We start from the raw sequence: 17,934 nt of genomic DNA, 5'->3' as shown, positions 1-17,934 counted from the left end.
ACGCCTTCACGGATGTATCAATGAAGCTCGGTATCAACAGGCGGGCGGAATATTACACTGCAGTCCCACTAACGACAGGCGATCGAAACATTTCACCACAGCCCCACGAATTCTCACTCCACACTATTATTCCCCTTCACTCTCGAATATTCTTACTCTGCTAACTTTTTATTAACAGGAGTCACGAATGTCTTCTCATGATGAGTATCTACAGCGCGCATTAGCGTTGGCGGCGGAGAGCGTTGAGCAGGGCGGGCGTCCATTTGGTGCGGTGATCGTACGTAATGGAGAGGTTGTCGCCGAAGCGGTGAATACCATTCATCTTAACGGTGATCCAACGGCACATGCCGAGCTGAACGGCATTCGTGATGTTTCTACGCGCCACGGCAGTACTGCGCTGCGTGAGTGCGTGGTCTATGCAAGTGGTCAGCCTTGCCCAATGTGTTTGAGTGCCATGTATCTGACCGGTGTGCAGGCGGTGTATTTCGCCAACGGTAATCAGGATGGAGAAGACTATAAACTCTCTACTGCAGCGATTTATCAGCAACTGCAGTTACCGCTAGAACAGCAAACTTTGCCAATCCATCATTTACCGCAGTTGAATGGCCGTAAGCTGTATGAACGTTGGGCGCAAAAGCAGTCATGAGCCAAACACAAAAACATGGTTTGATGTTGTTAGTTTTGGTGTTGATCGGCCTGAACATGCGCCCGTTGTTGACGTCTATTGGTCCATTGCTGCCACAGTTACGCGAAGCCAGTGGGATGAGTTTCACTGCCGTTTCGTTGTTAACCGCGCTGCCCGTTGTTGCGATGGGCGTTTTAGCGTTGGCGGGCGGTTGGGTTGATCGCCATTTCAGCGAGCGTAATAGCGTGGCATTGAGCCTGTTGGCCATTGGCGTGGGGGCTTTGCTGCGTGAACTGGCGCCGCAAAGTCTATTGCTGCTGAGCAGCGCGTTGCTTGGCGGTATTGGCATTGGGATTATTCAAGCGGTAATGCCTGCGGTGATCAAACGAACATTTCAGCGGCGTATGCCATTGGTGATGGGGCTGTGGTCAGCGGCACTGATGGGCGGTGGTGGCTTAGGCGCGGCGTTAACGCCTTGGTTGGCGGAGCATAGCGACGTTTGGCATCGTTCTTTAGCATGGTGGGCGTTGCCAGCACTGGTAGCGTTAATCGGCTGGTGGCCGCAGAGTAAATCGCTCAACCAGCCGATAAAATCGTCGCAATTAGCGCAGCCATTGCGGCTACATCTTAGTCCACGCGCGTGGACGCTGGGTCTGTATTTTGGGCTGATCAACGGCGGTTATACCAGCTTGATCGCATGGCTTCCACCTTACTATATGCAGCTTGGTGCCACCGCACAGTTCAGTGGTAGTTTGCTAGCGTTAATGACGGTAGGGCAGGCGGCGGGCGCGCTCATTCTGCCGATGTTTGCGCGTAAACAAGATCGGCGCAGCCTATTGATGGTGGCGCTTACGTTACAACTGATAGGTTTCTGCGGATTTATCTGGTTGCCACTCCAGATGTCGGTACTGTGGGCGGTAGTGTGCGGTTTTGGGCTCGGTGGCGCTTTCCCGCTGTGTTTAGTTCTGGCACTCGACCATTCACCTCAGCCAGCCATTGCGGGGCGTTTGGTGGCCTTCATGCAAGGTATTGGTTTTATCGTCGCCGGGCTATCGCCGTATCTTTCCGGTTTACTGCGTAGTTTAAGCGGTAATTTCCTGCTGGATTGGATGTTCCATGCTGTGCTGGTAGTTGGGCTTATGCTACTGACGCTGCGCTTTGTGCCGTCGCATTATCCACGAGAATGGGCACTGAGCCGTCATTAAAAAATCGCCAGCGTTTAAGGCGCTGGCGATTGTCTTTGGCGTCAAAACGGCTAGTTCAAGGAGACCGTCAGCTCGCTGCAGCCTTGCTGTGGGGTAATGATAATACCCATTTCGTCAGACTGTACTGAACCGTTGGTCGCGGCGCTCACGCTGTGAATATTGCGTAAGCACAGACTCCAGTTGCGCGCGTTACCTGTGCCGCTGACATGGAGTTGCTTGCCTTCGCGTCGTACGTTAAGCGTGAACTGAGTACTGCCGTCGGCGGCAGGGATCACTGCTTGAGCCAGTGCGCCGTCTTCGAGGGCGAACAGATGGAAAGCAGTGCTATCGGTATAGTCGTAATCTGGTTTTTGGCTATTATTCCCAATCGCAATCAGGCTATTTGGGCGCACATATAGCGGCAGGCTGTTGAAGTCATGGCGCTCTTTACGCCAGCCGCCAGTGACTTCTTGGTTGGTGTACAAATGTGTCCAACGCCCAGTTGGCAAGTAGACGCTAACGTCACCGTTTTCGCTGAATACCGGTGCAACCAGCAGCGAATCTCCCAACATGTATTGGCGGTCCAGATAATCACAGCCCGGATCGTCGGGGAACTCTAGCATCATGGCGCGCATCACCGGTGAACCCGTTTCCGCTGCCTGCGCAGATGCAGCATACAGATACGGCATCAGGCGGCATTTCCACTCGGTGAAGAAGCGCACTACGTCGCAGGCTTCGTCATCATATGCCCATGGCACACGATAAGATTTGCTACCGTGCAAGCGACTGTGGCTGGAGAGCAAACCAAACGCGCACCAACGTTTGTAGACGTGAGCTGGCGCGGTATTTTCGAATCCGCCGATATCGTGACTCCAAAAGCCAAACCCAGACAGCCCTAACGACAATCCTCCACGCAGGCTTTCAGCCATGGATTCATAGTTGGCGTAGCAGTCACCGCCCCAGTGCACAGGGAATTGCTGCGCGCCCACGGATGCCGAGCGTGCAAACAGCACCGCTTCATCTTTACCCAATTCCTGTTGTAAGACTTCGTAGACTAACTTGTTGTAAATAAACGCATAGTGGTTATGCATTTTTTGTGGACATGAACCGTCGTGCCATATGACATCCGTCGGAATACGTTCGCCGAAATCGGTTTTGAAGCAATCCACTCCCATATGAATCAGGCGTTTCAGATGGCTGGCATACCAGTCACAGGCGGCTGGATTCGTGAAATCAACAATCCCCTGTCCTGGTTGCCATTTATCCCACTGCCATACGTCACCGTTCGGGCGTTTAAGCAGATAGCCTTTTTCCATCCCCTCTTTGAACAGCGGAGATTTTTGTCCGATGTAGGGATTAATCCACACGCAGATTTTTAACCCTCGCGCTTTCAAGCGTTTGAGCATGCCTTGCGGATCGGGGAAGGTTTCTGGATCCCACTCAAAATCACACCATTGGAATGCCTTCATCCAGAAACAGTCAAAGTGGAATACGTGTAGTGGCAGATTGCGTTCCGCCATGCCGTCGATAAAGCTATTGACGGTTTTTTCGTCGTAGTTAGTGGTGAATGAAGTGGTTAGCCATAGGCCGAATGACCACGCAGGCGGCAGCGCTGGGCGGCCTGTTAGGCGAGTATAGCGATCGAGAACCTGTTTCGGCGTTGGGCCGTCAAAGATTAGATATTCCAGATATTCGCCTTCCACGCTGAACTGCACTTTCGAGACTTTTTCTGAGCCTATTTCAAATGACACGCATTCGGGATGATTCACCAGCACGCCGTAACCGCGGTTGGTTAAGTAGAATGGAATATTTTTGTAGGCTTGTTCAGTACTGGTGCCGCCGTCTCGGTTCCAAGTTTCAACATTTTGCCCGTTTTTCACGAAAGCAGTGAATCGTTCACCTAAGCCATAGACGGTTTCACCGACGCCTAAATCGAGACGCTCATACAGATGCGTTTTGCCATCTTTAGCGTTCTGAATATAGCCGTTGGATTTCGCGACGCTGCCAGTAATACGTTCGCCGTTGCGTAGAAAATCGAGCGCCCAATTTTCACCTTTGGTGACTCGTACGCTGAGATTTCCGCTATGCAGTGCCGCAAAACTATTCGTGTCTTCCATCCGAATGAGATGTTCGGTGGAATGAGTTAAAGGATATTGTGGCCCGCGTTCCACTCGTCCAGCAAAGTGTGCGATGCGTACACCGATCACGCCTTCCTGCGGGGAGAAGAAACGCAGCGTAAACAGAGGTGTGTCTAGCTGTGCAGAGCGAGCGCTCGCGTCGCGCGGGGCGGCATAGACGATCATCTCACGGTCATGTTGTTCCACCTCAAATACATATAATGGGTGGATCAGGCTGAGCCCTTCTTGGATGAGCCAGTTACCGTCACTGATTTTCATGACTTAAGTCCTCTGATGTTTTCATCTCTTGATTGAATTCTTGTTCGTTGCGTCGTACACCTGCGGCCAGCTCTTTTAAGATGCGATTGATGAAAGGTGTACGTAGGGTATAAAGGCGAGCCGCAATCACGGCGCTAAGGAAGTAGCAAATGGCTGGAACCAGCGTGAATAGGGCAATAATGCTGACCATGGTGGCGTTATTTTGGGTTGCAGCGCCGGATTGGTAGCCTGAGCCCGCGAGCATCCAGCCAATCAACGCACCGCCGAGTGCCAGACCCAGTTTCAGAACGAATAACGTACCGGCAAAGCTGATCCCTGTGAGACGTTTTCCGTTTTTCCATTCGCCGTAGTCAACCGTATCGGACATCATCACCCATTGAATCGGAGTGACTAACTGATGCAGGATGCCGATGATAAAGATGAATACAAACATGGTGATATTCGCACCGAGAGGCACAAAGAACATCGCCACGCTCAATACCGTTAAAATCGCGTTGGTCCACCAGAATACGCTTACTTTGCATTTCCAGTCAGTCAGCGGCTTGGCAGCAGCGCTGCCGAGAAGATTGCCAACGCAGTAAACGGTTAAGAACACGGTAAATACGGGGGGATTGTGAAGTAGGGATAGAAGGTTAAACAACGCTGAGCCTTCTGGTGGAGCACCAAGCACATAGGTGACGTAGTACATCATTGCCCCACCGCGCACAGACACCGCCAAAATATTAAGGATGGTCAGCAGGCCGACGATACGCCATTGATCATTGCGCATGATATCTCTGAGATCTTCACGCATGCTGCCTTGAGTCGCGCCTTCATCGCTAATACGTTCTTTGGTGGTAGCGAAACAGATAGCCAACATGAATACAGCGACAAGGGCGAGTATCGCAATACCCCCTTGAAAACCGAAAGCCTGATCGCCTTTACCGACGAAATTGACCAGTGGCATCATGAGCACGGTACTTAGCATGCCACCGGCGGTCGCCAGCACGAAGCGATAGGACTGTAGGGAAATACGCTGTGTTGGATCGGCAGTGATAACGCCGCCTAGTGCGCAATATGGAATGTTGACGACGGTGTACATAAGCGTTAGCAGCGTATAAGTACATGCGGCGTAAACCATTTTTGCCGTTAGGCTAAGATCTGGCGTGCTGTAGGCGAAAACACAGACGATGCCGAATGGAATGGCGGCGAATAGCACATAGGGGCGGAACTTCCCCCAACGGGTACGGGTGCGATCGGCCACCAAACCCATGACGGGGTCGGAGATGGCATCCAGCGCTCGAGCAACCAAAAACATGGTGCCAACGAAACCGGCTGGAATACCAAAAATATCTGTATAAAAAAACATCATGTAAAACATGACATTATCAAAAACGATATGGCTAGCGGCGTCGCCTAGTCCATAACCGATTTTTTCCCGCATTGACAGAATATGGTTGCTCATATATCCCTCTGAGGCGCATCTAGTGTGAATTCAATACGCCATTTTTAGAGCAAGGATATATCGCTAACCATTGTGTTTTTTGGTTCTGAAATTATGTTTTGTGTTTTATGTGATCAAGGTAACCGGTTTTAAAACAGAGTTATTATAGGAAAAGATGAGACGCAGTTAAGTTATTAGCTGCGTCTATGTTTTAGGCATGTGTACGCCAGAAATCGTAATAGATGTGGTCTACCTGAAAATCAACGTTGGCGCTATCGCCGGTCAGCTTCCAGCCTAGATGAAAGGCAAAGTCAAAGGCGACGCCCAGACCTTTACCACTCAGCAAGTTGCCGTCTTCAACGATCTTTTCATCCACGTATATGCCGTCTTTCACATCCTGATAAAGTTCGCCAGAGCAAGTATAGCGGCGTCCTTTGAGCAGGTTATTACCACCCAGCACGCGGGCAGCGGCAGAACAGATTGGGCAAATCCATTTCCCTGCTTCATCGTGGCGACGAATGAATTCAACCACTAAAGGATTCGCTGCAAGATTAACGGTTCCTTCCGGCCCACCAGGTATCACAACGGCGTCGAAGGTTTCATCCATATTGCGTTCCAGAAGAGCATCGGCAAACATCCGAATATTGTGGTAGCTGGTGATTTCCAACATATCTTGGCAGGCTAACGTGGTGACGCTGATATTAAGGCGGCGCAGCACGTCGATGGTCATGATAGCTTCGGCTTCTTCAAACCCTTTAGCCAACAATACAGCGACTTTCTTAGACATGGTATCTCCTGCAAATTAGGGGCGGTGATTTATGCAGCGAAGAGTACCAAACTTGCATCGATAAAAATAAAACGATGTTTTGAATATGCCATGGGCGTCGCGAAACAAGGATTTATCCTTTAGCATTGCAGGGATTTCGGGGTATAATCGCCGACTCTCTCGATCTCCCAATGGAAGATCATCGTCCCCGGTGGGGCGGCTGGACTTCAAATCCAGTTGGGGCCGCCAGCGGTCCCGGGCAGGTTCGACTCCTGTGATCTTCCGCCAATTTGCCTCTCTGAACCCCACGTAATTCAATCAATCCTGTGTTCCTTTTATAAAACCAAATACAGTACCCGTCTTATCCACATTAGCAAGAGTAGGCTCGGCCTTACCAATTTCAACACCTTCCACTGTTATTCAATCAGTTTTCTTAATAGATAACTGAATCTCTGCGTACTCATTATGAAAAATATCCAGAGATGTGTAATGAGTGAAGGTATTATAAAAGTTAAACCACCGAAAATGAGTTTAGAGTAAAAATAATATTAGTGGGGCATGTTTATTGTTTTCAATTATCTCAATGTTTTACATCGAGTTACTGAAAATATATCGGATGTGATTTTATTTGCTTACGGATGGTTATTGTTTGAATAAGTTATGAGTAGCACTCTAATTAAGTCGAGTCGTGGACATATTACTGTACGTTACTTACGATGACTGTAGGTTTTACTTGCCATAGAAATAAGGGTAAATACATTCAAATTTGAAGATAATTTATTAATTCACATTACACTTTCTTGCGGATGTTTCATTTTAATTCTGTACTTTTCAATATATCGTGACAGGAGAGAGAAATGTTAAGCCCAAAATATTTATCAGAAAATGAACGTAAGCATGGCATGTATTTATTAGAACAAAGCATGGGATTTGTCTGGCAGGCAGCACTGCGAACGGCTGCATTACTGGGGGTTGCAGATTGTCTCAAAAATGGGGGTAAAACGGCAGAGCAACTCGGACAAGAATTACAGGTTGATGTGGAATTTTTATATCGAGTCATGCGCACATTAGCCTCTCGCGACGTATTTCAGGCCACTGCTGACGGCGTTTTTACGCTGACACCGGCAGCACAATTCTTATGTTCAGATACTCCGTATTCCTTGCGTGCCGGAGTGCTGATGTTGACGGATAAGACTCTCTGGCAGCCCGCAGGGGAAATGACAGATGTAGTGAAGGGAAAACCAGTATTTAATGATTTATTTGGTATGCCTTTTTATGAGTACTGGGGTAAGAAAAAAACGCCGTCAGGAGAAGATGGATTTCATGCAGGTATGTCATCCATGTCCAGCATAGAAAACGAAATCTTAGTTGATTATTACGATTTCCCGGAGAATGCAACGGTTGTTGATATTGCCGGTGGATTGGGGAATTTGCTATTGAATGTTTTACGCCGAAACCCATCATTACAAGGTATTTTATTTGATCAGCAAAACGTTCTGGCGGAAAACCGTCTGCACTTATTGGGTGATGATTCTCGCTGGGAAACTGTAGCTGGCAGTTTTTTTGAGTCCTGCCCATGCGCCGATATTTATTTACTAAAATATATTTTGATGGATTGGCCAGATACTAAAGCCAGTCAAATATTACAGACCTGCCGTAAAGCGATGAAAGCAGACTCCCGTTTATTAATTCTAGAACCCATTATTAAAGAACATGGTAACGAACCGGGACGATATGAAATAGATCTTATTTTGCTGTCAAGTTTTGATGGTGGACGGGCACGAACGGAGAAAGAGTATGCCGCCATGCTAGATAAAGTGGGGCTGAAGATAAATCGAGTGATTCACACCCCATCCTATTTATCGATCGTGGAAGCTATTCCTGCCTGACGGGAACGATGATGAAAATGACCGAACGCTAAGATGGTGTCTCCAGAATTCTGTGATCATTTTGTTTGCCGGAAATTGATACCATTTCTAGTCTTAATGATTTAGGTGCTACGTTTTTATTTGCGGGCAGAAGAGGGGTTGCGGCATAGAGGTGAACTTACTTAATTGGTTGCACAATCAGTAGATCACATAACTCTATGCCCGTCCTTTTTTACCCGCTAGTGACCGCGGATCCCTGTGCGACTCATTTATCAAACATAAAGCACTTACAGAACGGCTTTAGCCTGTTTCACCACGTTCTCAACGGTGAAGCCAAACTCTTCAAACAGCTGCTCAGCAGGTGCAGACTCACCGAAGGTGGTCATGCCCACAACCGCGCCGTTCAGGCCAACGTATTTGTACCAGTAGTCAGCGATGCTGGCTTCGATAGCAACACGCGCAGCAACCGCTTTTGGCAGCACTGCTTCACGGTACGCTGGATCTTGTTTGTCGAATGCATCGGTAGACGGCATGGAAACCACGCGCGCTTTGATGCCTTCTGCAGACAGCTGATCCCAGGCCGCAACGGCCAGTTCAACTTCAGAACCGGTTGCGATCAGGATCAGTTCCGGAGTACCTGCACAATCTTTCAGAACGTATGCGCCACGGGCGATATCGGCCAGTTGTTGTGCGCTACGATCCTGCTGTGCCAGGTTCTGACGGGAGAAGATCAGCGCCGTCGGGCCGTCGTGACGTTCTACTGCGTATTTCCACGCCACCGCAGATTCAACCTGATCACACGGACGCCATGTGCTCATGTTTGGCGTCACGCGCAGGGCAGCAAGCTGCTCTACTGGCTGGTGAGTCGGGCCATCTTCGCCCAGACCGATTGAGTCGTGGGTGTAAACCATCACCTGACGTTGCTTCATCAGCGCGGCCATACGCACCGCGTTACGGGCGTATTCAACGAACATCAGGAAGGTTGAGGTGTACGGCAGGAAACCACCGTGCAGCGCGATACCGTTAGCAATCGCCGTCATACCGAATTCACGTACACCGTAATGGATGTAGTTACCGGCCAGGTCTTCGTTGATCGCTTTAGAACCAGACCAGATAGTCAGGTTAGACGGTGCCAGGTCCGCAGAGCCGCCGAGGAATTCTGGCAGCAAGTGGCCGAAGGCTTCGATGGTGTTCTGGGATGCTTTACGGCTGGCGATTTTCGCCGGGTTAGCTTGCAGGTTCGCGATGAACTCTTGCGCTTTAGCAGCAAACTCAGCAGGCATTTCGCCTTTCATGCGGCGGGTAAATTCTGCGGCTTCCTGCGGGAAAGCTTTAGCGTAGGCAGCGAACTTCTCGTTCCATGCCGCTTCTTTCGCCTGGCCTGCTTCTTTTGCATCCCACTGAGCGTAGATCTCAGACGGGATTTCGAATGGCGCGTATTTCCAGCCCAGCTGCTCACGGGTCAGCGCGATTTCTGCATCACCTAAAGGTGCGCCGTGGGAATCGTGCGTACCGGCTTTGTTTGGAGAACCGAAACCGATGATGGTTTTGCACATCAGCAGTGAAGGTTTGTCAGTGACCGCTTTCGCTTCTTCTACAGCACGTTTGATAGCGTCTGCATCGTGACCGTCCACGCCGCGCACAACGTGCCAGCCGTAGGCTTCAAAGCGTTTTGCCGTATCGTCAGTGAACCAGCCTTCAACGTGGCCGTCGATGGAGATACCGTTGTCATCATAGAAAGCAACCAGTTTACCCAGGCCCAGCGTACCCGCCAGCGAGCAAACTTCATGGGAAATACCTTCCATCATGCAGCCATCACCCATAAAGGTGTAGGTGAAGTGGTCTACGATGTCGTGGCCTGAACGGTTGAACTGTGCGGCCATAGTGCGTTCCGCAATCGCCATACCAACAGCGTTCGCAACGCCCTGACCCAGCGGGCCAGTCGTGGTTTCTACGCCGGCGGTGTAGCCCACTTCCGGGTGGCCCGGAGTTTTGGAATGCAGCTGACGGAAGTTTTTCAGCTCTTCCATCGGCAGGTCATAACCTGTGAGGTGCAACAGGCTGTAAATCAGCATTGAGCCGTGGCCGTTAGACAGCACGAAACGGTCGCGGTCAGCCCATGCCGGGTTCTGCGGGTTATGGTTCAGGAAATCGCGCCACAGGACTTCGGCAATGTCGGCCATGCCCATAGGGGCGCCCGGATGACCGGATTTGGCTTTTTGTACTGCGTCCATGCTGAGTGCACGAATAGCATTGGATAACTCTTGTCGTGTTGTCATGTTCTACCTTGAAAATTTATTGAAAACTCAGGAAAAAGTGATCGTAACGAGGTGAAACCCGTATCGAGCGGTAGTCTTCTAGCGCTGGAATCTGCCCCAAATTATGGGGTACCGACTGCGCAGTTTTCACTTCAACCGCTTGGCAGCCCGCAGCCCAAACAGACTGTAGTCCTGCGAGGGAATCTTCAAACGCGGCACACTGCTCCGGCTGTATGCCGAGACGCTCAGCGCCCAGCAAGAAAGGCTGCGGATGAGGTTTGCCATGGATTATGTTTTCGCTGGTGATCAGGACGGGGGGAAGGGGTAAACCGGTTTGGCGGATCCGTGCGGCAGCTACTTTCATCGAACCCGAGGTCACAATCCCCCACGGGATCTCCAACTCATTCAGCCGCGTCAGAAATGTGCTGGCACCGGGGAGAGCTTCGATACCTTCGGTGTGAGTGGCTTCATATTCTTCCAGCGCTAAAAACTGGTGGCGTAATTCCGCTTCGCTAGCTTGCGGCAGAAAGTGCCGGAGGGTACTCATTGCCGGTTTGCCATGTAAAAAATTTCGCACCTCGAGCGCACACAGGCCATGCATCTCGGCCCAACGTGTCCAAGAATGCTCAACGAAATTGAGAGAAGTTACCAGCGTGCCATCCAAATCAAATAATAAAGCCTTACAGTGCATAGAGCTGCCCTCTAATGAATATATGATTTCATCTTAGAGCGCAGGAAAGTAATTAAAATAGTAATAAAAAGACATTTATATAAATAAAGTTACCTGCATTTCATTTTTCAAACCTGTGATGAATATCTCAAAACCTCGCAGAACAATAGATATGAAAATTAATTCATTTAAATCAAGAAAATGGAGTGGATGTGGTTGTCTATAAAACTGAGATAGCAATCACACTTTTACTATTATAAAACTCAACTACAGCAAAGGTCACAATTTTACTATGTAAAAACAACTTTTGCCCTACGAGGATAGAGGCATGGGTGACGTGAAAAATAATGTCGCTAAATATTATTAACGCGGAGTAGTTATGGCTGAGCAATTAATTTATGCCTGCAACCTGAAGGAGGGTATTCATGCCCGCCCTGCCGGACACATTGAACGCCTGTGCAATACCTTCAGCGCGGATATTTTCTGGAGCAATTCTCGCACCGGTATCACTGCCAATGCAAAAAGTGCCCTTGCACTGGTGGGAACTGATACTTTGTTTCAGGATGAATGCAAGATCACGCTAAGTGGCGATGATGAATTCGATGCCTGTGTTCAGCTTGCTGATTTATTAGAAAAAATATCCTTGCAGGAAGAAATTCACACCGAAGAAACCCCAGATGTCGATCTTTCCTTGCCACGAACCTTACGGGAAACTCACCCTGTATATATACGCGGTACTCGTATTAGCAGTGGGATCGCCATAGCTCGTTCGGTAGTAAGCAAAAGTATCACTTTTTGTCAGCTAGCGAGTTTGGCGCCGGTGGAGTATTTGGGTGAAAAAGCTGAGCTGGCATTGTTTCAACAGGGAATTGAAAATCTCAAAAATGAAAAAGTAACACAGCTTGAAAATGCCAGCGGAGTTGAACGCGATATTATTGAAGCACACTTGTCTATTGTGAATGACATTACCTTTGCAGGACAAGTCACGGAATATATTTACCAACAACACAATGCTTTCTCTGCTGTGATTTCAGCGGCCATCGCGTTCTGCGATATTCTGAATAATTCTTCCAGTAAGTACATCAAAGAACGCGTGCTGGATGTGATGGATATTACCCTGCAATTATTGAGTAAAATTAATAGCGATATTCATCTTCCCCATTCACGGATAGAACTGGTGGAATCGTCAATTCTGGTCGCTGATAGCCTGACGCCTGGGAAATTTATGGCATTAGATAAAACTCGGCTGGCAGGAATGGTGTTGTCAAATACGGGTAAGACATCGCATACGGCGATTCTGGCTCGTTCACTCGGTATTCCAACAATAACCGATCTTGATGACGATGCGCCGAGTTTTGATTCTGACGAGTTAATGGTACTCGACGGGAATCTCGGATTACTGATCCCTTCGCCGACAAATGCGGTATTACGCTATTACCAGCGTGACATTGACGCTAAAACCCAGAAGCAACAACAGATGCTCGCGCAGGTTATTAATCCAGCCACCACGGCTGATGGGCGGCGCATTGAAGTCGCGGCCAATATTGGCAGCGATCTCGAAGCGGCCAGAGCTTTCAGCAACGGAGCTGAGGGAATTGGCCTGTTCCGTACCGAAATGGCATTTATGGATCGTGCGGTTCCTCCGACGGAAGATGAATTGACTCAGCAGTACATTGACGTTATTAAACATGCGAACAACCAACCGGTTATTTTCCGCACCATCGATATTGGCGGAGACAAGCCTGTGGAATATTTAAATATTCCGCCTGAAGAAAATCCGTTCCTCGGATATCGCGCGATTCGTATCTATCCAGAATTTATTACTCTTTTTAAAACCCAGTTGGCGGCTATTTTGCGAGCCTCAGCCTCGGGTTACGCCAGAATCATGATCCCGATGATTGCATCCGTGGAAGAGGTGGTTTGGTGCCGCGAAGTGCTTGAATCCGTCAAAATAGATCTTCGAGCCAACCATATAAAATTTGATGAAAATATCGAAATGGGTGTCATGCTAGAAGTGCCATCCGTTCTGTTTGCCGTACCAGAAATTGCTCGTCACGCCGATTTCTTCAGCGTGGGCAGTAACGATCTCACTCAATATCTCTTTGCGGCTGACCGTGGTAATACACGGGTTGAACACGTTTACGATAACTTCTCTCCCGCTTTTTTGCGTGCGCTAAAGTTCGCTGTAGATGAAGTTCACCGCCAAGGCCGTTGGATTGGTATCTGTGGAGAATTAGCGGCCAACCCACAACTTCTCCCCCTGTTAATTGGTATGGGTTTTGACGAATTAAGTATGAGTTCGGCGGCGATCCCCACTATCAAAAGTGAAATTGCCGGTATGACGCAAGAGCAGTGCAGCGATCTTTTACAGCAGGCTCTGGCATTGGGGAGTTCAGCAGAAGTGCGGCAAATACTGGAGAACCCAAACGTCAAGATCACAACGTCTCTTCCTATTATTGCCGAGAGCTGCATTTTAAATAATCTGGATTTACAGAATCGTAATGAAGTAATAAAGACGCTCACTGATAATCTTTGGCTTCAAGATAGAACGAATAACCCTGAAAAATTAGCAGAAGATGTTTGGGCTAGAGAAGATTCATTCCCGACCGCGGTCGGCTATGGATTTGCTATTCCCCATACTAAATCCGACTTTATTACCAATTCTACGATCAGTATTGCTAAATTGCAGGAACCTATTCAATGGGGTGAACAACAGGTCAACATTATTATTATGCTCACCATTCGTAAGAGCAGTACTGATAATGAACACATGAAATATTTCTCTCAATTGGCAAGGAAAATCATGAATGAGGATTTCAGAAATGAAATAAGCCGCAGCAATACAACAAATGATATTTACAAAGTTGTCGCACAGGCAATTGCCACTGCTCTTTAATTAATTAGAACATGAATCACCTCTCACTCTACACGAGGTCACTATGCTCAGTTTATTGAAAAACACTAAACGCCATTTTATGACTGGCGTCTCTTATATGATTCCTTTCGTTGTCGCTGGCGGGGTATTACTTGCTTTGGCCGTGATGTTTAGCGGTAAAGCTGCGGTACCTGACCACGGTTTCTTGAAAGCCATGTCTGACATCGGTATTGCTGGATTAAGTCTATTTATCCCTATTCTGGCAGGCTTTATCGCTTATTCCATGGTGGAAAAACCGGGTATTGCTCCGGGTGCCATTGGCGGTTATCTGGCTAATCAAATGGGGGCTGGATTTCTGGGCGGTATGCTCGCAGGCATCATCGCGGGTCTGGTTGTTTGGATGTTATTGCAGATAATCGCACGACTGAAAGTGCCCGATTTCCTCCGCATGGTATTACCGATTTTTGTTATCCCTCTGGTGGGGACATTCTTGACCGGCATCGCTATTTATTACGTCGTTGGCGATCCCGTAGCCTGGATTATGAAATCCCTTAGCGTATGGCTGGCAGGTATGCAGGGCGCATCCTTCGTGGTGTTAGGCATCATTTTGGGCTGCATGATCACCTTCGACATGGGAGGACCCGTTAATAAAACAGCCTTCTTCTTCGCTGTGGCTCTGATAAGTACGAACCCACAATTGATGGCCGCCGTTGCCGTACCCGCCTGTACGCCGCCGCTGGGGATGGCTCTGGCAACGTTCTTCTTCAAAGGTATTTTTAACGATGAAGAACGCGAAGCGGGCAAACCCGCATTTGTTATGGGCTGTATCGGCATTAGTGAAGGAGCCATTCCGTTCGCCGCAGCCGATCCGATGCGAGTCATCCCAGCCAACATGATCGGGGGGGCCGTGGGTTCCGTCCTCGCACTGTGGTTTGGTGCCACCAATGCCGCACCTTGGGGCGGGCTTATCGTACTGCCGGTTGTCGGCAACCCTATTGGATATGTCATCGCTGTTATTGCCGGCGCTGCAGCCACAGCTATTGCAGTCAAGGTATTGAAAACCGTGATGAAACCAAGAGTGAAAGAACAGCAAGATTTCGATATTTCGTTCGATTGATAAGTAACTGGAGATAGTATGAAAAACTCTTTAAAGCAGTATGTTGATTACATTGTTAAGGGCGGAAAATCCTCCATGTTGGGTATAGGGCCAATGTCTCCGGCATTGATTCAGGCCTGCTTCGAATTGGGAAAAGAAAAAGACTTACCCCTGATGTTTATCGCTAGCCGTAATCAGGTTGATGCAGATGAATTTGGTGCTGGCTATGTCAATAACTGGGATCAGTTCCGCTTTGCTGCGGATCTCAAAGCCATCGCGGAAAAAGTGGGCTTTGACGGAGATTACTTCCTCTGCCGTGACCACGGCGGCCCGTGGCAGCGTGACAAAGAGCGTAAAGACCATATTCCTGAAGATCAGGCCATGGCGCTGGCTCGCCGCTCATATGAAGTGGATATGGATGCTGGTTTCGATCTGTTGCATATCGACCCAACGAAAGACCCGTATGTGGTTGGTAAAGCCATTGATATTGAAATCGTATTACAACGAACCATCGATCTTATCCAGTTTTGTGAAGATTACCGCAAAGAAAAAGGCCTTAAGCAGTTCTATTACGAAGTTGGTACTGAAGAGACTAACGGCGGTCTGACTTCCATCGAAGCTTTTGAAGCTTTTATTATTGAGCTGAATAAACGTCTAGATGATGCGGGATTACCGCGACCGCTGTTCATCGTCGGGCAGACCGGGACACTCACTCGTTTGACTCGCAATGTTGGCCACTTTAACGATATTCAGGCTAATCAGCTTTCTGACATTAGCTGCCAATATGGCGTTGGGTTGAAAGAACATAATGGGGATTACCTATCAGACGATGTTCTGCTCAAACATCCAGGTCTGGGTATTACCGCGATGAATGTGGCTCCCGCTTATGGTACTTGGGAAACCCGAGCGTATCTCAAACTCCATGAAGTAGAGAAAGATTTAGCGGAAAAAGCACTGATCCCAACTGCTTCTAATTTTAAAACCGTACTGACTAAAGCTTGTGTTCTTAGCCATAAATGGGAAAAGTGGATCACCGAAGAGCATAAAAATAAATCTGAAGAGCAAATTTTCAGCGAGCCAGATTTATTAAAAGAGATTCTTGAACTGAGTGGTCATTATAATTACGAGAAAGATGACGTCGTAGTTGAAATGAAAAAAATGTTTGCCAACTTGTCTCAATTTGGCGTTGAGCCACAGCGTTATGTGATCAACAAAATTAAAGATGTTATTCAGAATGAAGCCGAGTGTTTTAATATGCCAGGGTTAACCAGCCGAGTTTCTGAGGCCTAAGTAATTATTCATCTCACTTTTGGATATTAAAATATGACAATTTTAATTGCTGTAACGGCATGTCCTACAGGCGTCGCGCACACCTATATGGCAGCAGAAGCATTGCAAACGGCTGCGCAGAAAAAAGGTTGGTCGATTAAAGTTGAAACTCAAGGTGCCAGTGGAATTGAAAATGAATTAAATTCCGCAGACATTGAAAATGCCGACATGGTTATTCTAACTAACGATATCAGCATTAAAAATGAAGGCCGATTTAATCATAAAAAAATTGTCCGCGTGGGGTCTAACACTGCTGTCCGCCACGCAGACAAAATTATGGTGAAAATTGCCGAAAATCTTGGCATCGAATAACTATCTAAACTCTCTTGGCGCCAGTCACTAACCTTTAGTTCGCGGCGTTCGGGTCTGCTCCTTTGCACAGTTCAGTCCCGTTCTCCGCGTTCTTTAATAGCGCCGACAAGAGAAAACTAAAACGATGAGAGTATACAATGAATCAACTTGATCAGTTAAAGCAACATACTGTGATTGTCGCCGACAGCGGCGATATTGATAGCATTTTGCAATACCAACCGCAGGACGCAACGACTAACCCTTCGCTTATCTACAAAGCCGCGCAGCTTCCGCAGTACCGTACATTGCTAAGCGATGCGATCGCGAGCGTAGGGGAGTCCTATCCAAATAATGCTGCACGCGCCGCTGCGATTGCCGATTATCTGGCGGTCAGTATCGGTACATTGATTCTCAAACGTATTCCTGGTCGTATCTCAACAGAGGTGGATGCACGCCTTTCTTGGGATACGGAAGCTTGTATCAACAAAGCACGCCACCTTATTCGGCTTTATCAACAACAAGGCGTTGGCAAAGAGCGCGTATTAATTAAGCTTGCCGCTACTTGGCAAGGTATTCGCGCAGCCGCAGTGCTGGAAAAAGAGGGGATCCAGTGTAATCTGACGCTCCTATTTTCATTTGCTCAGGCACGAGCCTGCGCTGATGCTGACGTGTTTTTAATCTCACCTTTTGTTGGCCGTATCTACGACTGGTATCAGAAGAACAATCCCTCGCAGGCGACAACCCCAGAGAATGATCCCGGCGTACAGTCCGTACGCAAGATCTACCAGTTTTACAAAATGCACGGCTACCGCACTATCGTTATGGGAGCTAGTTTCCGCACACCCGCGCAAGTTTTGGCACTAAACGGCTGCGACCGTCTGACAGTATCACCGGCCCTGCTGGCTCAGCTGCAAAATTGCAATGATTGTATTGCGCAACCGATCGTTTATAACGGGGAGGTTGCTGCCAAACCCGCGCCACTAAGTGAGGCCGAGTTCAACTGGCTACACCATCAAGATCCAATGGCTGTGGATAAACTTGCCGAAGGTATACGACTGTTTGCTGTCGATCAAAATAATCTTGAGGCTTTGATCATCGAATTGCTTTAGGTTCGTATTGCGGCGATTAGGCTTGTCATTTGTCATCTATCTGC

Annotated in this window: 13 protein-coding genes and 1 tRNA gene; 9 read left to right on the top strand and 5 right to left on the bottom strand. The window is 48.4% G+C overall.

Going from position 1 to position 17,934, the window contains the following annotated elements; translation table 11 throughout:
- The first annotated feature begins 187 nt into the window (after positions 1–187).
- Positions 188–646 (top strand): nucleoside deaminase, encoded by a 459-nt coding sequence (locus HMPREF3091_RS00370; RefSeq protein WP_004091228.1) that lies wholly within the window; start codon positions 188–190, stop codon positions 644–646.
- Positions 643–1,830, top strand: coding sequence for a cyanate transporter (locus HMPREF3091_RS00365; protein ID WP_070713159.1), 1,188 nt, complete (start codon positions 643–645; stop codon positions 1,828–1,830). Before HMPREF3091_RS00370 ends, HMPREF3091_RS00365 begins: the two co-directional genes overlap by 4 nt.
- A gap of 50 nt (positions 1,831–1,880) precedes the next feature.
- On the opposite strand, the gene yicI is transcribed toward HMPREF3091_RS00365, so the two are convergent.
- From yicI to HMPREF3091_RS00350, 3 genes are all read right to left on the bottom strand, one after another.
- A complete protein-coding gene (gene yicI, locus HMPREF3091_RS00360; RefSeq protein ID WP_070713155.1) occupies positions 1,881–4,205 on the bottom strand; it encodes an alpha-xylosidase in 2,325 nt (774 codons plus the stop codon).
- Positions 4,192–5,649 carry a glycoside-pentoside-hexuronide family transporter gene (locus HMPREF3091_RS00355; protein ID WP_070713153.1) on the bottom strand — a complete coding sequence of 486 codons (1,458 nt, stop codon included), beginning with the start codon at positions 5,647–5,649 and terminating at the stop codon, positions 4,192–4,194. The genes yicI and HMPREF3091_RS00355 overlap by 14 nt, the downstream gene beginning before the upstream one ends.
- Positions 5,650–5,839: 190 nt before the next feature.
- A complete protein-coding gene (locus HMPREF3091_RS00350) occupies positions 5,840–6,415 on the bottom strand; it encodes a DJ-1/PfpI family protein (protein ID WP_004091220.1) in 576 nt (191 codons plus the stop codon).
- 172 nt (positions 6,416–6,587) lie between these two features.
- On the opposite strand from HMPREF3091_RS00350, the gene HMPREF3091_RS00345 reads away from it, so the two are divergent.
- Positions 6,588–6,682: transfer RNA gene (locus tag HMPREF3091_RS00345), tRNA-Sec, on the top strand.
- A 569-nt stretch (positions 6,683–7,251) separates the two neighbouring features.
- On the top strand, positions 7,252–8,283 hold the full coding sequence (locus HMPREF3091_RS00340) for a methyltransferase (protein WP_070713151.1): 1,032 nt from the start codon (positions 7,252–7,254) through the stop codon (positions 8,281–8,283).
- A gap of 266 nt (positions 8,284–8,549) precedes the next feature.
- Here HMPREF3091_RS00340 and tkt read toward each other — a convergent pair whose 3' ends face one another.
- Both tkt and HMPREF3091_RS00330 read right to left on the bottom strand, forming a co-directional pair.
- Positions 8,550–10,541 carry a transketolase gene (gene tkt, locus HMPREF3091_RS00335; RefSeq protein WP_070713148.1) on the bottom strand — a complete coding sequence of 664 codons (1,992 nt, stop codon included), beginning with the start codon at positions 10,539–10,541 and terminating at the stop codon, positions 8,550–8,552.
- A 16-nt stretch (positions 10,542–10,557) separates the two neighbouring features.
- Positions 10,558–11,211, bottom strand: coding sequence for an HAD-IA family hydrolase (locus HMPREF3091_RS00330; RefSeq protein ID WP_070713147.1), 654 nt, complete (start codon positions 11,209–11,211; stop codon positions 10,558–10,560).
- Between the two features lie 358 nt (positions 11,212–11,569).
- Here HMPREF3091_RS00330 and ptsP point away from each other — a divergent pair, with 358 nt between their 5' ends.
- The 5 genes from ptsP (at position 11,570) to tal (ending at position 17,890) form a co-directional block, all read left to right on the top strand.
- Entirely contained in the window at positions 11,570–14,086 is a 2,517-nt protein-coding gene (gene ptsP, locus HMPREF3091_RS00325; RefSeq protein ID WP_070713144.1) for a phosphoenolpyruvate--protein phosphotransferase, read from the top strand.
- Positions 14,087–14,129: 43 nt separating this feature from the next.
- Positions 14,130–15,182, top strand: a complete 1,053-nt coding sequence (locus HMPREF3091_RS00320; protein WP_004091211.1) for a PTS fructose transporter subunit EIIC — start codon at positions 14,130–14,132, stop codon at positions 15,180–15,182.
- Positions 15,183–15,200: 18 nt separating this feature from the next.
- Positions 15,201–16,451: a class II D-tagatose-bisphosphate aldolase non-catalytic subunit gene (locus HMPREF3091_RS00315; RefSeq protein ID WP_004091209.1), complete on the top strand. Its 1,251-nt coding sequence runs from the start codon at positions 15,201–15,203 to the stop codon at positions 16,449–16,451.
- Between the two features lie 33 nt (positions 16,452–16,484).
- Entirely contained in the window at positions 16,485–16,802 is a 318-nt protein-coding gene (locus HMPREF3091_RS00310; RefSeq protein WP_039185943.1) for a PTS fructose-like transporter subunit IIB, read from the top strand.
- Positions 16,803–16,939: 137 nt separating this feature from the next.
- A complete protein-coding gene (gene tal / locus HMPREF3091_RS00305) occupies positions 16,940–17,890 on the top strand; it encodes a transaldolase (RefSeq protein ID WP_070713140.1) in 951 nt (316 codons plus the stop codon).
- Positions 17,891–17,934 lie beyond the last annotated feature (44 nt).

Origin of the sequence: Hafnia sp. HMSC23F03, assembly GCF_001816025.1 — a bacterium.
GTDB classification, from domain to species: Bacteria; Pseudomonadota; Gammaproteobacteria; order Enterobacterales; family Enterobacteriaceae; genus Hafnia; species Hafnia paralvei.
Note: the sequence above shows the minus strand (reverse complement) of the source record. Positions and strands in the feature narration are given on the sequence as shown.

Bases quoted from the DNA above. Each gene is read 5' to 3' on its own strand.
- HMPREF3091_RS00370 (WP_004091228.1), top strand. From the start codon at position 188: ATGTCTTCTCATGATGAGTATCTACAGCGCGCATTAGCGTTGGCGGCG.
- HMPREF3091_RS00365 (WP_070713159.1), top strand. From the start codon at position 643: ATGAGCCAAACACAAAAACATGGTTTGATGTTGTTAGTTTTGGTGTTG.
- yicI (WP_070713155.1), bottom strand. From the start codon at position 4,205: ATGAAAATCAGTGACGGTAACTGGCTCATCCAAGAAGGGCTCAGCCTG.
- HMPREF3091_RS00355 (WP_070713153.1), bottom strand. From the start codon at position 5,649: ATGAGCAACCATATTCTGTCAATGCGGGAAAAAATCGGTTATGGACTA.
- HMPREF3091_RS00350 (WP_004091220.1), bottom strand. From the start codon at position 6,415: ATGTCTAAGAAAGTCGCTGTATTGTTGGCTAAAGGGTTTGAAGAAGCC.
- HMPREF3091_RS00340 (WP_070713151.1), top strand. From the start codon at position 7,252: ATGTTAAGCCCAAAATATTTATCAGAAAATGAACGTAAGCATGGCATG.
- tkt (WP_070713148.1), bottom strand. From the start codon at position 10,541: ATGACAACACGACAAGAGTTATCCAATGCTATTCGTGCACTCAGCATG.
- HMPREF3091_RS00330 (WP_070713147.1), bottom strand. From the start codon at position 11,211: ATGCACTGTAAGGCTTTATTATTTGATTTGGATGGCACGCTGGTAACT.
- ptsP (WP_070713144.1), top strand. From the start codon at position 11,570: ATGGCTGAGCAATTAATTTATGCCTGCAACCTGAAGGAGGGTATTCAT.
- HMPREF3091_RS00320 (WP_004091211.1), top strand. From the start codon at position 14,130: ATGCTCAGTTTATTGAAAAACACTAAACGCCATTTTATGACTGGCGTC.
- HMPREF3091_RS00315 (WP_004091209.1), top strand. From the start codon at position 15,201: ATGAAAAACTCTTTAAAGCAGTATGTTGATTACATTGTTAAGGGCGGA.
- HMPREF3091_RS00310 (WP_039185943.1), top strand. From the start codon at position 16,485: ATGACAATTTTAATTGCTGTAACGGCATGTCCTACAGGCGTCGCGCAC.
- tal (WP_070713140.1), top strand. From the start codon at position 16,940: ATGAATCAACTTGATCAGTTAAAGCAACATACTGTGATTGTCGCCGAC.